This is a genomic window from Jiella endophytica (assembly GCF_004519335.1).
Taxonomy (GTDB): Bacteria; Pseudomonadota; Alphaproteobacteria; order Rhizobiales; family Rhizobiaceae; genus Jiella; species Jiella endophytica.
On the sequence record NZ_SOZD01000001.1, the window covers coordinates 188,136 to 203,261 of the forward strand.

Annotated in this window: 16 protein-coding genes; 3 read left to right on the forward strand and 13 right to left on the reverse strand. The window is 67.0% G+C overall.

Annotated elements, in window-relative coordinates:
• Nucleotides 1-74 precede the first annotated feature (74 nt).
• Nucleotides 75-476 carry a Rieske (2Fe-2S) protein gene (locus E3C22_RS00965; protein WP_134759347.1) on the forward strand — a complete coding sequence of 134 codons (402 nt, stop codon included), beginning with the start codon at nt 75-77 and terminating at the stop codon, nt 474-476.
• A 9-nt stretch (nt 477-485) separates the two neighbouring features.
• Here the strand turns inward: E3C22_RS00965 and E3C22_RS00970 are convergent, their stop codons facing one another.
• Nucleotides 486-1,361, reverse strand: coding sequence for an alpha/beta hydrolase (locus tag E3C22_RS00970; protein ID WP_134759349.1), 876 nt, complete (start codon nt 1,359-1,361; stop codon nt 486-488).
• Entirely contained in the window at nt 1,358-2,641 is a 1,284-nt protein-coding gene (locus tag E3C22_RS00975) for an amidohydrolase/deacetylase family metallohydrolase (protein ID WP_134759351.1), read from the reverse strand. The genes E3C22_RS00970 and E3C22_RS00975 overlap by 4 nt, the downstream gene beginning before the upstream one ends.
• A 113-nt stretch (nt 2,642-2,754) precedes the next feature.
• Between E3C22_RS00975 and E3C22_RS00980 the strand changes: the two genes are divergently transcribed.
• The gene (locus E3C22_RS00980; protein ID WP_134759353.1) at nt 2,755-3,288 is read left to right on the forward strand and encodes a MarR family winged helix-turn-helix transcriptional regulator; all 534 of its coding nucleotides are present in this window, start codon (nt 2,755-2,757) and stop codon (nt 3,286-3,288) included.
• 119 nt (nt 3,289-3,407) lie between these two features.
• On the opposite strand, the gene E3C22_RS00985 is transcribed toward E3C22_RS00980, so the two are convergent.
• The 9 genes from E3C22_RS00985 to E3C22_RS01025 form a co-directional block, all read right to left on the reverse strand.
• A complete protein-coding gene (locus tag E3C22_RS00985; RefSeq protein WP_134759355.1) occupies nt 3,408-4,172 on the reverse strand; it encodes a phosphoribosyltransferase in 765 nt (254 codons plus the stop codon).
• Nucleotides 4,169-5,911, reverse strand: coding sequence for a dipeptide ABC transporter ATP-binding protein (locus E3C22_RS00990; protein ID WP_134759357.1), 1,743 nt, complete (start codon nt 5,909-5,911; stop codon nt 4,169-4,171). Before E3C22_RS00990 ends, E3C22_RS00985 begins: the two co-directional genes overlap by 4 nt.
• Before the next feature lie 10 nt (nt 5,912-5,921).
• Nucleotides 5,922-6,713: an ABC transporter permease gene (locus tag E3C22_RS00995; protein ID WP_134760853.1), complete on the reverse strand. Its 792-nt coding sequence runs from the start codon at nt 6,711-6,713 to the stop codon at nt 5,922-5,924.
• A gap of 139 nt (nt 6,714-6,852) precedes the next feature.
• Nucleotides 6,853-7,872: an ABC transporter permease gene (locus E3C22_RS01000; protein WP_134759359.1), complete on the reverse strand. Its 1,020-nt coding sequence runs from the start codon at nt 7,870-7,872 to the stop codon at nt 6,853-6,855.
• Nucleotides 7,873-7,953: 81 nt separating this feature from the next.
• Nucleotides 7,954-9,570 (reverse strand): ABC transporter substrate-binding protein, encoded by a 1,617-nt coding sequence (locus tag E3C22_RS01005; RefSeq protein WP_134759361.1) that lies wholly within the window; start codon nt 9,568-9,570, stop codon nt 7,954-7,956.
• 347 nt (nt 9,571-9,917) lie between these two features.
• A complete protein-coding gene (locus E3C22_RS01010; protein WP_134759363.1) occupies nt 9,918-10,706 on the reverse strand; it encodes an amino acid ABC transporter ATP-binding protein in 789 nt (262 codons plus the stop codon).
• 10 nt (nt 10,707-10,716) lie between these two features.
• The gene (locus E3C22_RS01015) at nt 10,717-11,370 is read right to left on the reverse strand and encodes an amino acid ABC transporter permease (protein ID WP_134759365.1); all 654 of its coding nucleotides are present in this window, start codon (nt 11,368-11,370) and stop codon (nt 10,717-10,719) included.
• The gene (locus E3C22_RS01020) at nt 11,367-12,017 is read right to left on the reverse strand and encodes an amino acid ABC transporter permease (protein ID WP_134759367.1); all 651 of its coding nucleotides are present in this window, start codon (nt 12,015-12,017) and stop codon (nt 11,367-11,369) included. The genes E3C22_RS01015 and E3C22_RS01020 overlap by 4 nt, the downstream gene beginning before the upstream one ends.
• A gap of 39 nt (nt 12,018-12,056) precedes the next feature.
• The gene (locus E3C22_RS01025) at nt 12,057-12,911 is read right to left on the reverse strand and encodes a transporter substrate-binding domain-containing protein (protein WP_134759369.1); all 855 of its coding nucleotides are present in this window, start codon (nt 12,909-12,911) and stop codon (nt 12,057-12,059) included.
• Nucleotides 12,912-13,422: 511 nt separating this feature from the next.
• Here E3C22_RS01025 and E3C22_RS01030 point away from each other — a divergent pair.
• Nucleotides 13,423-14,055, forward strand: a complete 633-nt coding sequence (locus E3C22_RS01030) for a DUF1989 domain-containing protein (RefSeq protein WP_167591585.1) — start codon at nt 13,423-13,425, stop codon at nt 14,053-14,055.
• A gap of 75 nt (nt 14,056-14,130) precedes the next feature.
• On the opposite strand, the gene hpxZ is transcribed toward E3C22_RS01030, so the two are convergent.
• Both hpxZ and E3C22_RS01040 read right to left on the reverse strand, forming a co-directional pair.
• A complete protein-coding gene (gene hpxZ, locus E3C22_RS01035; RefSeq protein ID WP_134759373.1) occupies nt 14,131-14,514 on the reverse strand; it encodes an oxalurate catabolism protein HpxZ in 384 nt (127 codons plus the stop codon).
• A gap of 49 nt (nt 14,515-14,563) precedes the next feature.
• A complete protein-coding gene (locus E3C22_RS01040) occupies nt 14,564-15,076 on the reverse strand; it encodes a MarR family winged helix-turn-helix transcriptional regulator (protein WP_134759375.1) in 513 nt (170 codons plus the stop codon).
• Nucleotides 15,077-15,126: the final 50 nt, after the last annotated feature.

Below are 15,126 nucleotides of genomic sequence, written 5' to 3' on the forward strand. Positions count from 1 at the left end.
TATCTGGTCGCTCCGGCGGTGGCCTTGTGCGGAAGAGCCGGCAGCAGCAAATCCAGCCGTCGAGGAGGCCGTGGATGAGACGATCGAACCCCGCGGGCGGCTCTGACGATCTTGCAGTCGATGGACAGCGTGTGGCCGACGCTCTGCACTGGCACCCGCTCTTCCGGGCGCAGGAACTTGAAGACGGCACGCTGCGCCCGGTCAGCCTCGCCGGACATTCCATCGTCGTGCTGCGGGCCGGCGACAGGTTTCATGCCTTCCAGCGTGCCTGTCCGCATGAGGGGGCGGATCTCGCCGAGGGCTGGTGCGCGGCGGGGCGGCTGCATTGCCCGCGCCATCAGGCCTCCTTCGACCTTTCGAGCGGCGCGGTCTCGGCCGGCTGGTCCTTTGCGCCGCCGCGAAGCTATCCCGTCGAGCTCCGTGACGGCGTCGTCTGGATCGCGGTTCCCGATGCCGGGGCTGCCGCGCCCCGCTGAAATGCGCCGTCAGGCGCCGCCGCGTGGCCGCTGCGCTTCGGGCAACAGAGCCGCCGCGGCCTCGACCAGACGCCCGTTGGGCGAACGGAACTCGTCGAGAATGGTGAAATGGTCGGCGCCCTCGATGGCGATCAGCGGGCCCGGAGCACCCGCCGCCATGCGCTTGTCGTGGAATCGAATGGCGTCGTGGACGAGGGCGGGGACCTCGTTCGTGCCGTATGCGATGGCGAGGGGCTTGTCGGTCACCGGCAGGCGCAGCGGCGACAGCGTCGCGATTTCCCGGTCGGTGAGCTTCAGGGCCTCGTTGAGATAGGTGTCCCTGATTGGGCCGAGTTCGTAGACGCCGGAGACCGCGAGACCCGCGACCACCGAGGAATGGCGGAGCAGCATCGCCGTCAGCTGGGCGCCCGCCGACCAGCCGGCAAGGACGATCGGCCCGGCAATGCCGTGCATGCGGCCCTCACGGGTGATCCAGTCGAGGGCGTCGCCGATCTCGGCGACGATGTCGGTCAGGCTGGCATGGGGCGCGAGGGTGTGGCTCGGCATCGCCACCGACCAGCCGGCCGCGAGCGGGCCCTCGGCATAGGCGGCGAAGACCTCGCGGGAGTTCTTCTGCCAGTAGCCGCCATGGATGAACACGAGGCACGCGGCATTCGCATCGGCGGCGGGGTAAAGGTCGAAGAGCATCCGCTCCCGGCCGCCATAGGCAAGGTCGAGCTTGGCGGGATAGCGGCCGCGCAGGCTCGTGGAGGCTCGGTCGCGCGCCGCCACCAGATCGGCGCTGTTCTTCACCGCCGCATTGTTGTTGTAGGCGGCGTCCCGCTCCGCCTGGGAGAGCGTCTCCCAGACCTCCTGGGGCGCCGGAGCCTTCTCCGGCCCGCTCACGCGGCGACCGCCGCCGGCAGGATCGGCGCGTCGGCGTCGAAGCGCATCCCGGCTCTGAGGCAGAAGGCCGGTCGCAGCAGACGCTCGGCGATGATGCGCATGTCCTCGTTGTCGCGGAGCACGAAGCGGCCCCGGTCGTCGTTGAGGACGGAGACGTCGGCGACGCGGCCGACGGCAAGGCTGCCGATCTCGTCCGTCATGCCCAGCATTTCGGCCGGATGGGACGTCACCATCGGCACGACGTCTTCCAGCGGAATGCCCAGCGTCATCATCGAGCTCATCGCCTGGGTCAGGCTGAATCGCGCCTGGCCCTTGAAGGGATGGTTCTCGTCGTCGTGGTGCTCCTCGGGCGTTCCCGCGGGAGCCGGCACTTCCGGGATCTCGGTGTTGTAGCCGTGCATGTCGGCGCCGAGCGTATAGGGGATCACGCCGGCCGGCAGCGCCGCCTTGGCGACCCTGTAGGAGAAGTGGCTGCCATGGCCGACATCGACCTTCAGCCCGGCATCCATGGCGGTCTGGATGATGGGATGGACCTCGCCCTGTTCGTTGATGAAGCCGCCGGGATGGCGGGTGAAGGGGTGGGCGAGGACGTCGCCGGGGCGCAGCAGCGGGATCACCCGCTCCATGATCGTGTCGGCGTCCTCGCCGTTGGCGCCGCTTTCCGGCAGGCCCCAGAGCTGGCCGAAATGGACGTAGAGCGGCAGGTCCGAACGCCGGCTGATCTCCGCCGCGAGCTCCATCACCTTGATGCCCCAGCGGGCGAAGCCGCCGATCTCGGCATGGCCCTTGATGCCGCGGACGATGTCCTTGTTGGCGGTCGCCGAGCGGACGGTGGCTTCGACGTCGACGCCGTCCGGGCTGTAGAGATTGGGGTAGAAATGCCCCTCGAGGCCGCCGACCAGATAGGCCGAGAGAAAGGCGAGGACTCGGGTCTTCGCCGGCTCGGCGATGAACTTGCGGAAGCCCGGAAGCGTCATGCAGGACGGGCCGCCCTGATCGACGACGGTGGTGACGCCGGAGCGAACGCCCACCATGTCCGCCGGCAGGCCGAAGCGGCCGGTAACGTATTGGTAGACATGGCCATGGGTGTCGATCATGCCCGGCAGCACCAGCTTGCCGGAGACGTCGATCACCTCTTTTGCGCTTGTCGGCAGGATGGTCGGGGCGATGGCGGCGATGCGCCCGTCCTTGACGGCGACGTCGTTGATACCGTCGATCCCCGATGCCGGGCAGATCACCCGCCCGCCTTTCAGAACGAGATCATATCCGCTGACTTCCATGGCATTTTCCTTCACGACGGCATGGCGGTGTGGACGTGCTGAAAAAAGCGAAGCATACTTCGCAATCCAGCGCAAGCTGGAAGCGCCAGGCGGCGACGGCAAGGAAGGACATCATGGCAGATCACGGGGCGCCCGAGGGCGAGCCGACCTATTGGCCGCTGGAGGAGCGCCCGGGCTTTCTCGCCCGCCGGATCCATCAGATCCATGTCAGCCTGTTCAGCGCACTCTGCGCCGAGTTCGCCATCACGCCGGTGCAATACAGCCTGTTGTCGACGCTGGGCGAGACCGGCGAGGCGGACCAGACGAGCCTTGCTCGCGCCGTCGCCCTCGACCGCACGACGACCACCGGCGCGCTGAAGCGGCTGGAGGGCAGGGGTCTTTTGAAGCGCAGCGTCGGCACCCGCGACCGCCGCGTACAGACCTCGCGGCTGACGCCCGAGGGGCGGGCTCTGCTGAAGGCGATGGAGCTGGCGGTGCGCCGCGCCCATCAGGCGACCGTGGAGCGGCTCGATCCGGCGGAGCAGGCGCAGCTGATCGCCCTGATGCAGAAGCTGGTCGCGGCTCATCACGACAGCTGCGACGCGGCGGAGGCGGGCGAGGCAGGGCCGGAGTGCGGGTCTCACGCCGAGAGCAGCGACCCTTCCTGATCGGACACCCGGCAGGGTCGGGACCGGCGGCCAGCCTGATACCGGAGCCGGCGACCAGCTAGGCATTCCGGTCCACAAGGCATGATGGCGGCGATCGGACCGCTCAACCCCGTGGCCAGTCACGGCGACGTGACCCCTGCCGTGCCGTCGGCACCGGCGGGCGTGACCGGTCGCCAGCCGCCTGCCGAGGTGCGTTCAAGCAGCGGCGTTTCGAAGACGCCGACGATCTTGCCTGCGAAATCAGGCAGGCCGGCGCTGAGGGCGCTGCGCCAGCGGTCGGTCTGAAGCATCGCCGCTGCGACCACCACCGGCTCGATATCGATCTTTTCGAGAAGACGCAGGACGGCGAGGAGCGACGAACCCGTGCTGATCACGTCGTCCACCACCGCGACGCGGCGCCCGGCGAGAAGCGGCGCGAGGCGCGGATCGAGGAACAGCGTCTTCGGCGCCTTGCGGCTGCTGATCGAGGCCGAAGGCTGGCTGAGGGCGTCGTCGTACCAGAACTTGCGGGTGGTCCCGAGCGCCGCCATGCGGGAATGACCGAGGCGCCGGGCGACGCCATTCGCCAGCGTCAGGCCGAGGGTCGGTACGGCGACGACGATCTCGGCGCCGGCCTCAGCAACCAGCTCTGCCATCATGTCCATCAGCGCGTCCTCGACGGCGAAGCTCGCCTGGTTGACGATCAGCGAGGCGACGGCGAAGCCAGGCTCCTCCGGCAGCGGCCGGATCGGCAGGGCGATCTGGCGGCGGTCCGGAAGGCTGGCCGGAAAGGTTTCCTGATGATTGCGGCGATCGGGGGCGGCGAAGCTTCCGGGCGGATAGAGTGCCTGCCAGACCTCGGTCGGTGCGACGGAAGGCTCGTGCGGAGCGTGATCGCCGCTCATCGGACCGGCGCGGCCGGCACACCGGCTGCTGGATCGTCAGTGACAGGGGCGTTGGGAAGGGCTGAGTCGGGCTCGATCGACGGGATGGCGTCGATCAGCTCGCGCGTATAGTCGGCCCGCGGATGGGTTAGCACTTCTCCGGTCAGGCCCTCCTCGACCATGACGCCGGCGCGCATCACAATCACCCGGTCGCAGAGCAGCCGCACGACTTCCAGATCGTGGCTGATGAAGAGATAGCTCAGGCCCATCTCGGCGCGCAGATCGGCGAGAAGGTTGAGGACGACCGCCTGGACCGAGACGTCGAGCGCCGCGGTCGGTTCATCGAGGATCAACAGGTCGGGCGACAGGGCGATCGCCCGGGCGATGCCGACGCGCGCCTTCTGGCCGCCGGAGAGCTGATGCGGAAACCGGTCGAGAAGCTCGGGCGGCAGCGAGACCTTTTCGGCGAGTTCTGCCACCCTCTGGTCGAGGGAGCGCCTGTCGCGGCGGCGCCCGAGCCGCAGGATCGGATCGGCGATCGACCGCCGGGCGGTAAAGCGCGGGTTGAGGCTCGCGGTGTGGTCCTGAAAGACCATCTGCATGCGGGCCCTGAGGGGCGAACTCGCGAAGCGGGCGCGGGGGATCTGGTCGATCCGCTCGCCGTGGAAGACGATCTGTCCCGCGGTCGGGTCGAGCAGCCGCATGATCATCGAGGAGGTGGTGGACTTGCCGCAGCCCGATTCCCCGACGAGCCCGAGGCTCTCGCCGCGGTGAAGGATGAAGGACAGGCGGTCGACGGCGGGCGCCGGCGCTTCGCTCTTGCCGAAGAGCCGTCCCGGCAGTCCGAGCTTCGGACCGAAGGTCTTGGTGAGCTTATCGACGACGAGAAGCGGCTCGGCCGCGATCGCCGGACGGGTGGGCGGGGCGCGTTTGGTGTCGCCCGGTGGCAGGAGATCGCGAAGCCCGGCGCTGCGCCGGGGCATCGCCGCGATCAAGCGCCTGGTATAGGGATGCCGGGGGGCTGCGAAGAGGGTGCGGGCTTCGGCCGCCTCGACGATCCGCCCCCTTTCCATGACGACGATGCGGTCGCAATAGGTGGCCGCGAGGCCGAGATCGTGGGTGATGAGCAGGAGCGACAGGTTCGACTGCCGGCGCAGGTCGTCGGCAAGGTCCATCACCGCCTTCTGCGTCGTCACGTCGAGGCCGGTGGTCGGCTCGTCGGCAATGAGAAGTTGCGGATCGCAGGCGAGCGCGATCGCGATGACGACGCGCTGGCACATGCCGCCGGAGAGCTCGAACGGATAGGCGTGATAGCGCTCCTCCGGCCGGGCGATCTTCACCTTGCGCAGCATCTCGATGGCTTTGGCGCGCATGTCGTGGCGCGTCGCCTGGGAATGGCGCAGGAGCACGTCCTCGATCTGGCGGCCGACGGTGCGGATCGGATTGAGCGCCGAGCGCGGATCCTGGAAGATCATCGAGAGTTCGCGGCCGCGAAGGTCTGACATGGCAGCTTCGCTCGCGGTCGTGAGATCCATGCCGCCGAAGGTGATCCTGCCGCCGGCCACGGTGCCGTTGCGATCGAGAATCCGCATCGTGGCATAGGAGGTCACCGACTTGCCCGAGCCGGACTCGCCGACGATGGCCAGCGCCTCGCCCTTTTTCAGCTGGAAGGAGACGTTGCGCACCGCCTCCACCTTGCCGCCGCGGGTCTCGAAGGTGACGGCGAGATCGTCGATCTGAAGCAGCGGAACGTCGTTCATCGCTACCGCCTCACGTGCGCTGGCGCGGATCGACGAGGTCGCGCAGACCGTCGCCGAGAAGGTTGAAAGTGAAGACCGCGAGCATCAGCGTCGCGCCGGGAAACAGCGCCAGCCACCACTCGCCGGAGATGATGAAGTTCGATCCTTCGGCGACCATGATCCCCCATTCCGGCGTCGGCGGGCGCACGCCGAGCCCGATGAAGGAGAGGCCCGCCGCGTTCAGCATCGCCCAGCCGAGATTCAGCGAGAGCTGCACCATCAAGGGCGGCAGCACGTTGGGAAAGAGATGCACGGCGATGATCCGCAAGTCGCCGTTGCCGGACAGGCGGGCGGCCTGGACGAAGCCCGCCTCACGCCGGATCGCGATCTCTGAGCGGACGATCCGGGCATAGAAGGGCAGGTTGATGATCGCCGTGGCGTAGACGATGTTTTCCACCGTGTTGCCGGCGGCTGCGACGATGCCCATCGCCAGCACGAACAGCGGAAAGGCCATGATCACGTCGATCAGGCGGCCGAACACCGCATCCACCCAGCCGCCGAAATAGCCCGACAGGGCCCCGATCAACGAGCCGAAGACGAAGGAGAGGGCGACCGCGCCGAAGGCGATGCCGAGGTCGAGGCGGGTGGCGGCGAGCACGCGGGAGAAGACGTCGCGGCCGAGATTGTCGGTGCCGAACCAGTGGTCGGCGGAAGGCGGCTGCAGCGCCGCCTGCGGATTGGAGGCCAGCGGATCGAAGGGCAGGATCGCCGGGCCGAGGATCGCGACGAGGACGAAGAGCGTGGCCATTGCCATGGCGAGCATCGTCGTCGTCGAGCCGCGGGCGACATAGACGAAAAGCCGAAGCCGTTCGCCGGCGGCGTCTTTCCACCGGCCCTGCGTCCCCTGCGGCGCGGCGGGGAGGGGGACGGCTTCGCCCGTCGTCGGGTCAACGCGCATCGGGTCAGCTCTCATGGGCAATCCGCGGGTCGAGCAGGGTGTAGAGGATGTCGATGAGAAGGTTCAGCGTGACGAACAGCAGCGCCATGGTCAGGACGAAGCCCTGGACGGCGGCATAGTCCGACGAGATCAGCGCATCGACGGCATAGGAGCCGATGCCCGGCCAGGCGAAGACCTTTTCCACCAGGACGTTGGCGCCGAGGGCGAAGGAGAACACCATGCCGAGGGTCGTCACCACCGGCAGGAGGGCGTTGCGCAGCGCATAGACAAACAGCACCTTGCGGCGCGACAGGCCGGCAGCGCGGGCGGTGCGGATATATTCGCTGCCGAGGGCGGCGATCATCGCGGCGCGGGTCATGCGGGCGATCGGCGCCATGGTGAAGAGCGCCAGCGTGATCGCCGGCAGGGCGAGCTGGGCGAGTGCTGCCCGGAACGTCTCAAAGTCGCCGGCGAGCAGGGAATCGACGAGATAGAAGCCGGTCAACTGCGGCGGCGGCAGGTAGAGGATGTCGAGACGCCCCAGCGGCGAGGGTGCCCAGCCGAGCTTGAAGTAGAATATGAAGAGAAGCAGCAGGCCGGTGAAGAAGGTCGGCAGGCTGACCCCGGCAGTGACCAGGAAGCGCGTCGCCTGGTCGACGATCCCGTCGGGGCGGGTGGCCGCGAGGATGCCCGCCGGAATGGCGACGAGGAGCGAGATCAGCAGTGCCAGGAAGGTCAGCTCCAGCGAGGCGGGCAGACGCGTCAGAAGGTCGGACAGGACACTCTGGCCGGTCGAGATCGAGCGGCCGAGATCGCCGGTGGCAAGATCCTGCAGATAGGCGAGGAACTGCACCGGCAGCGAGCGGTCGAGGCCGAGGGAATGGCGGATCTCGGCGATCGACTCGGGCGTCGCCGTCGGCCCGGCGAAATAGGCCGCGGGATCGCCCGGCAAAGCGCGCGTCAGGAGAAAGCTGATGACGATGACACCGAAGATCGTCGGCAAAGAGAGCGCGATGCGTCCCGCGACGAGAGAAATACGGCTCATCCGTTGGGTCCGATCCGTTGGGTGACGGCGAGGTCGCGGGAGAGGTGGCGGGGCCGGCCCGCCACCTCCCAAGGCTTCGTCTCAGGCCTTGAACTTCAGCGGGCGGGCGTCGATCTGGCGGTGGAACCAGAACTCGTAACCGTCGAGATTCTCGGCCATGGCGGAGTTCAGGGTCGGCTGCCAGAGGGGGATGCGCGACAGATCGTCGATGGCGATGGCGATCATCCGGCGGACGTTGGGCGCATAGTCCGGCGCGTCGACGGGCATCGGCAGCGTCGCGTCGACGAGCTTCTGCATTTCCGGATTGTCGTAGTTCGACGCGTTGAAGAGATTGCCCTTCAGATAGGCGAAATAGAAGTAGTAGTCCGGCGTATCGAGCCAGCCGCCGAAGTTCTCGAGCAACAGCGGCAGGCGTTTTTCGACGAGCGCGATGGTCCGCCAGTTGGCGCCGGGGATCTTTTCGAGCGTGACGTTGATGCCGATCTGGCGGAGCGAATCCTGGATCAGCGCGGCCGCCGGCTCGCCCCAGTCGGCAAAGTCGAGGCTGAAGGAGAGGGGCACGTCGAAGCCCTTGGCATAGTCCGTTTCGGCGAGCAGCGCGCGGGCCTTGTCGAGATCGGTCTTGTAGGGAAAGGGCTGAGGCCAGCTGATGTCCTGAGGAGTGGTGCTGTCGCCGCCCCACAGCGGCACGCCGAGGCCATAGGCCGCCTGATCGAAGAGCTGCTGATAGGGCAGGGCCCAGGCGAGAGCCTGGCGCACCCGCTTGTCCTTGAAGGGCTCGAAGGTGAGGTTCGGGCAAAGGGTGTGGATGCAGTTGGCGATCGGCGAGCCGACCACCTTCACCGAGGCGGAATTCTTCAGGTCCTTGGCATCCTTGTTGGGTATGTCGAAGGAGAGTGTCACGTCGCCGCGTTCGATGAGGGCGCGGCGGGTGGCAAGGCTCGGCACCTCGCGCACGATCACCCGCTCCATCGCCGGCACCGGGCCGCAGGTCCAGTTTTCGTTGCGGGCATAGACGATCTGCTGGCCGGGATCCCAGCGCTCCACCTTGAAGGCGCCGCCGCCCGCGGGAGTGCGGTGCAGATAGTCGCTGGCCCAGGGATCGGCGTCGGTGGCGTTTTCAAGGGCGAGCTTGGAATTGATGACGATGGCGACGGGAACGCCGAGATCCGGCAGCGAAAGCTTCGATGGCTCCTTCAGATCGACCCGGAAGGTCGCCTCGTCGACGGCGACGAACTGGGCGGGATCGACGAAGCCGCCCGCACCCATCTGCGACTTCGGAAAGCCGCCGAGCGCCAGCGCCCGCTCGAACGACCAGCGCACGTCCTCGGCGGTGACCTTCGTCCCGTCCCAGAAGGTCGCGTCGGGCCTGAGCCTGAAGGTGATCGACTTGCCGTCCTCGGCGCTCTCCCAGCTTTCGGCGAGCTCCGGCACGACCTTTGAATAGTCGAAGGTGTAGGAGCCGTCTTCCCGCTGATCGACCCCGAAGCTCACCAGCCGGTCGTAGACGTTGACCGCCACCTGATAGCTCGGCCGGTTGGTGCCGGTGCGATGGATGTCGAGGCTGTTGATCGAACCGCCGGTGACGATGACCGCCTGCTGCCGGCCCTGCGCATGGGCGATGTTGCGCAGGAAGGGAAGGTTGGCCGCGGCGAGGCCGCCGGCGGCCGCGGCCTTGAAGAATGTTCTACGGTCCATGTGCTGTCCTTCTGACTGGAACGGGAGGAGGAGCCTTCGAGGGTGGTGGGCGGAGGGTTCGGCGCTGTCGTGAAATTGCATGCAATCACCGTGCCAAGCCGCGGCGACAGGATTTCAACGGGTTAGGTGAAGTCGCGGGTGGTTCTTTTGGCGAATTTTTGTGCGTTGCCGCGAGGATGCGCAGCAGGCGGAGCGATGGAACGCCGCTGGCGGGGAGGTGCATCGGGCGGCATAGCCTTGATCCGCACTTCGCACCGCGGCGTCGCGGACCGCGCTCCGATGCCAGGGCATGAGGCGTGTCACCTGCGCCGCCCCGGACGGCCCGGTTCGACGGTCGTGCCCAACCGCTATTGCGCCGAGTAGCGGAGCAGAAACTGCTTTGCCCGGTCGGTCTTCGGCCGGGTGAAGAACTCTTCCGGCGATCCGCTCTCGACGATGCGGCCGCGGTCGAGGAAGACCACCCGGCTGGCGACGTCCCTTGCGAAGGCCATTTCGTGGGTGACGACGACCATGGTCATGCCCTCGCGGGCGAGATCCTTCATCACCGCGAGCACCTCGCCGACGAGTTCGGGATCGAGCGCGCTGGTCGGCTCGTCGAACAGGAGAAGGTCGGGCTTCATCGCCAGCGCCCGGGCAATGCCGACCCGCTGCTTCTGGCCGCCGGAAAGACGCGCCGGATACTGGCCCGCCTTGTCGGCGATGCCGACCCGCTCGAGCAGCGCCTCGGCCTCGCGGCGGACCTCGGCCTTGTCCCGGCGCTGGACGTGGATCGGCGCTTCCATGACGTTCTGCAGCACGGTCAGATGCGGCCACAGGGCGAAATGCTGAAACACCATGCCGATCCGCGTGCGGATCGCGGCAAGCTCGCCGTCGCTCATGACGATGTTGCCGGAGGCGCGCACGCCGATCCTCTGGCCTTTCAAGAGGACGGAGCCGGCATCCGGCTCCTCGAGCCAGTTCAGGCAGCGCAGGAAGGTCGACTTTCCCGAACCGGACGGGCCGAGAAGGCAGACGGTCTCGCCCTTGCGGACGGTCAGTTCCATGTCGGTGAGGACCGTGTTGGCACCGAACGACTTCGAGATGCCATGCGCGGCGAGCACCACCGGCGCTTCGGCAGCATCCATGGGCGGGATCATTGCAGCTCCATCATTGCCGGGTCCTCGCGGCGCGCCCGACGAAGGCGACGCCGGTCTCGATCGCCATGCAGGTGATCCAGTAGAGGGCGATCGCCGCGACGAAGGAGGCGAAGGGCACGAAATAGGTGGTCTGGATGGCCATGGCCGCCTGGGTCAGCTCGGCGACCGCGATGATCGTCAGGAAGGCGCTGTCCTTGACGATCTGGATCGTCTGGTTGCCGATCATCGGCACGGCGGCGAAGAACACCGGCGGCAGAATGATCCGCCGCACCAGCTTCAGGCCGTGAAAGCCGAAGGCGTGGCCCGCCTCGATCGATTCCTTCGAAAGGTTCGACCAGGCGGCGCGCAAGAGCTCGGCCATATAGGCGATGTTGTAGACGATGAGCGCGATGAGGCCGGAGGTCCAGTTGCTCATCCTGATGCCGAAGCTCGGCAGGCCGTAATAGATCAGATAGGCAAGCAGCAGGAACGGCACGCAACGCATCGCGTCGACATAGAGGGTGGCAACGAGGCGCACGGGCTTCGCCCGCGCCATCAGTGCCATGGCGAGCAGCGTGCCGAGAAGGAGGGAGACGACGGCGGCGACGAAGGACAAGGTGAGGGTGTTGGCAAAGCCCGCCAGCAAGACGCCGCGATTGTCCCAGACGATGGCGAGACCGTTCATCGCGCCGCCTCCAGTTCGGCCGCGCGGCGGCGCTCGATGAAGCGCTGGCTCATGACGAAGACCGCGACGATCAGGCTGTAGAGGACCAGCGCGACGACGAAGGGCGGCAGCGGGTCGTAGGTCCGCGCTCCGACGCGCGAGGCTGCACGGGTGATGTCGACGAGGCCGAGAACGGCGATCGCCGGGCTCGATTTCACCTGCAGCGTCATCTCGTTGACGAGGGCCGGCAGGGCCGAGTGGAGGATCTGCGGAAAGACGATGCGGCGAAAGCGCAAGGCCCGGGGCATGCCGAAGGCGCGCGCCGATTCCAGCTGGTCGCTCGGAAAGCTCATCAGCGCGCCGCGCCAGATCTCGGTGTTGAAGGTCGCGGTCGAGAGGGTGAGGGTGACGATGGCGGCGGTGACCGCGCCCATCGATATCCCCACCACCGGGAGGGCGAAGAAGATCAGAAGCGCCAGCGTCACCGCGGGCGAGGCCCGGATGACGCTGACATAGACGACGACGATGCGGTCGAGAACGGGAATGCGGGACCAGCGGATGAGCGCGAAGCCGAGGCCGAGCGGCAGGCCGATGACGATGCTCGCGAGCGAGATCGCCACCGTGAACACGGCGCCCTGAAATATGGCGTAGACATCGTACCAGGTCATGCGGCGGTCCAGCGTCCGTTCAGTGTTGCGACAGTCGGATCACTGGATGGCTTCCGGCATGTCCTCGAAGCTCGCGCCGAACCACTTCTTCTGGAGTTCGTACATCGTGCCGTCCTTGCGGGCCGCAAGCAGGACCGAGCTGATGTACTCGACCAGCGCGTCGTTGCCCTTGGCGGTCGCCCAGGCGATGTAGACCGGTTCCGACACCGCCTCGCCGAGCTTGAAGACTTCCGGCTTCTCGTTGACGAGCGCCTGGACGTTGATCAGCGTGTTGACGACGGCGTCGGTGCGGCCGATGGCGAGATCCTGATAGGCTTCCGGATAGCTCTGATATTCGACGATCTTGGCGATGCCGGAACCGCCATCGGCCTTCAGCTTCGCGTCGAAGGCCTGGAGATGCTTGAGCATGGCGCTGCCGGCCTGGACGCCGACGGTCTTGCCGTTGAGATCGGATGCCGAGCCGATGGCGTCCTGATCCTTCTTCATCACGTAATAGCTGGTCGACTCGGCGACCGGGCTGGTGAAGGCGAGGGTCTGCTTGCGCTCGTCGTTCACCAGAACGGCGGTGACGGCCATGTCGTATTTGCCCGTCGTCACGCCCGGCAGGATGCCCGCCCAGGGAATGATGTCCTGCTCGATCTTGAACGGCGCCTTCTCGCGGACGAGGTCGAGAAGCGCGTTGTCGTAGCCGCTCGGCTTGCCGTCCTCGACGAATTCGAAGGGATGGAAATCGTCCTCGGTGGCGACGTGCATCGTGCCGCTCGACTTGATGGCGTCGAGATCGGCGGCATGCGCACCGCGAACGCCGGCGCCTGAAAGAGGCACCAGGAGGGCGGCGGCGAGCGCGAGACGCCGCAAGGCGAAAGGCGTGAGGAAATCACGATCGAGGCGCATGAAAGGCTCCTGTTCATCAGGCGGAAAGGCACAGCCGCGGCTGCCGGGGTTGACGACCGACGCCGATCCGCGATGCCGCGCTTGCTGCCAGCCGGGCTGGCATCGGCGGTGCCACGGAGGGTCGATCGTAAGTATGCTGAGCAAGTGGCGTGCCACGCTGGGCCGATCAGGGTGGAGCGCGCGGATTTGCTGGAGTTCTTCCAGGCGGGACGGCTAGCGGGCTTGGCTTCTGAGCGCCGGGAGACGTGTCACGACGCCTATTATCTGGGCAACAGCAGGGAGGGCTGCTCAGCTTTCAGGCGGTGCTCGATGCTGTGCTGACCACGAATGCATGCATCACGCGGTCGTCTCGTCGGCATCGATCGGCATGCTCAAATGGGCGACGCGAGGCATTTCCGTCAGTGTACTGCATAATGATCGTGGGCAGGTGCGATTGGCTCGCCGCTTGCTTCCGACAGGCCCGGTGGCTGCCTTCGCGGCTGCCCGTCCGACCACATTCTGGAGTCTCGCCATGACATCGCCCGCCCGCCCGGAACCCGCCGCAGCTTTACGTGAAATCATTCCGGCCGGCGGCCGCTGGTCCGGCCGGCTGGAAAGCGGCGACCGGCTGCGCATCACCGATCTCGAAGGCCAGCAGGCGGTGGACTTCCTCTGCTATGGCGCCGACATGCCGCTCGACCGGATGAACCTTCCCAATACCATCAAGCTGAACAGGTCGCTCTATGTGACCAAGGGCTCACGGATCTATTCCGATCACGCCCGCCTGCTGTTCACCGTCGAGGAGGACAGCTGCGGCTATCACGACACGCTCGCCGGCTGCTGCAGCAACGAGAGCAACAGGCTGCGCTACGACGTTACGAGTACGGCGAGCTGCCGGAGCAATTTCATTGCCGAACTGGCGAAATGGGGGCTCGGGCCGTCGGAGATCGTCTCCAACATCAATTTTTTCATGCGTGTTCCCTTCAAGGAGGACGGCGAGGTGGTCATCGCCCACGGCATCTCCAAGCCCGGCGACCAGGTGGTGCTGAAGGCCGAGCAGCCGGTGATCGCGGTCCTGTCCAACTGCCCGCAGGAGCACAATCCGGCCGCGGGCGGCAAGCCGACCCCGATCGCGGTGGAGGTCATCCGCGCCGCTGCGGCCTGAGGCCGCCTGGGAATGTTTCGGGAAAGACGCGAGGGCTTTTCCTGCGCGTTCGGGCGCGTTCCAGCGCCCGACGCCTCAATCGTCCGTCAGCGAGACGTGGGCGGCGACGATCCGCCAGCCCTGCGGCATGCGCACCCATGTCTGCATCTGCCGGCCGATCCGGCTCGTCGCCTCGCGGCGAAACAGCGTCGAGGCGGTGGCGAAATCCTCGCCGAAGGTGGTGACGAGCGTCTGCGAGAGGTCCCGCTCGAGACCTTTCGACGGGCGTGCGGCCCGGAAGGCGGCGATCGCCTCATAGCCATAGAGATTCTCGCCGGCGCCGTAGCGCACCGTGAGTTCGCTCTGCCAGAACAGCTCGTCGAGCACGGCGACGTCGTTCGAGGTGAGCGCCGCCTCGTATCGGGCGAAGGCCGCTTCGACTTCGGCGAGGATATCGGGACGGTTCACTTCCAGCGTCATCGGCTGCACTCCGTGTCTTGAGCGGCGCCTGGCGCCGTCGTCTGTCGCCTCAGCTCAGCCGCAACGGGGCGCGGCCGACGTCGTTGTTGGCTTCGACCAGCGTAACGAGACTGTCGACGAAACGCCGACGCTCTTCGGCGGGCAGGGACTGCACGGTCCGGTCATGGGCGCGGGCGGCGGCCGCCTTGATCCGCTCCAGCGTCGCCTGGCCGACGCTGGTAAGGCTGACGAGCTTGCGGCGCCGGTCCTTGGTGACGACGCGGCGGCGGATCAGCCCGCGCTTCTGCAGCCTCACAAGCACGTCGGCGGTGTTGGTGCGGTCGAGCCCGACCGCCTGGCCGAGGCCGGTCTGCTCGCAGCTTCCGGCTTCCTCCAGCGCCGAGAGGATCGAGAACTGCACCGGCGTGATGTTTTCGCCGGCACATTCCTCGGCAAACAGCGCGACATGGATCTGGTGCAGGCGGCGGATGAGAAAGCCGGGCCGCTCGCGGAGGGCTGCCAGCGCGGGGCTCTCGGCGGCTTCGCCGGTGGCGATCTCAGGGTCTTTCGAAGCGTTTGTCATGATGCCTTTAAGCAGACCCGGATGGGATCGTCAGGAAAAAGCCTTTCGAC

Coding starts and splice junctions, on each gene's coding strand:
- E3C22_RS00965 (WP_134759347.1), top strand. CDS start 75: ATGAGACGATCGAACCCCGCGGGCGGCTCTGACGATCTTGCAGTCGAT.
- E3C22_RS00975 (WP_134759351.1), bottom strand. CDS start 2,641: ATGGAAGTCAGCGGATATGATCTCGTTCTGAAAGGCGGGCGGGTGATC.
- E3C22_RS00980 (WP_134759353.1), top strand. CDS start 2,755: ATGGCAGATCACGGGGCGCCCGAGGGCGAGCCGACCTATTGGCCGCTG.
- E3C22_RS00985 (WP_134759355.1), bottom strand. CDS start 4,172: ATGAGCGGCGATCACGCTCCGCACGAGCCTTCCGTCGCACCGACCGAG.
- E3C22_RS00990 (WP_134759357.1), bottom strand. CDS start 5,911: ATGAACGACGTTCCGCTGCTTCAGATCGACGATCTCGCCGTCACCTTC.
- E3C22_RS00995 (WP_134760853.1), bottom strand. CDS start 6,713: ATGCTCGCCATGGCAATGGCCACGCTCTTCGTCCTCGTCGCGATCCTC.
- E3C22_RS01000 (WP_134759359.1), bottom strand. CDS start 7,872: ATGAGCCGTATTTCTCTCGTCGCGGGACGCATCGCGCTCTCTTTGCCG.
- E3C22_RS01005 (WP_134759361.1), bottom strand. CDS start 9,570: ATGGACCGTAGAACATTCTTCAAGGCCGCGGCCGCCGGCGGCCTCGCC.
- E3C22_RS01010 (WP_134759363.1), bottom strand. CDS start 10,706: ATGATCCCGCCCATGGATGCTGCCGAAGCGCCGGTGGTGCTCGCCGCG.
- E3C22_RS01015 (WP_134759365.1), bottom strand. CDS start 11,370: ATGAACGGTCTCGCCATCGTCTGGGACAATCGCGGCGTCTTGCTGGCG.
- E3C22_RS01020 (WP_134759367.1), bottom strand. CDS start 12,017: ATGACCTGGTACGATGTCTACGCCATATTTCAGGGCGCCGTGTTCACG.
- E3C22_RS01025 (WP_134759369.1), bottom strand. CDS start 12,911: ATGCGCCTCGATCGTGATTTCCTCACGCCTTTCGCCTTGCGGCGTCTC.
- E3C22_RS01030 (WP_167591585.1), top strand. CDS start 13,423: ATGACATCGCCCGCCCGCCCGGAACCCGCCGCAGCTTTACGTGAAATC.
- hpxZ (WP_134759373.1), bottom strand. CDS start 14,514: ATGACGCTGGAAGTGAACCGTCCCGATATCCTCGCCGAAGTCGAAGCG.
- E3C22_RS01040 (WP_134759375.1), bottom strand. CDS start 15,076: ATGACAAACGCTTCGAAAGACCCTGAGATCGCCACCGGCGAAGCCGCC.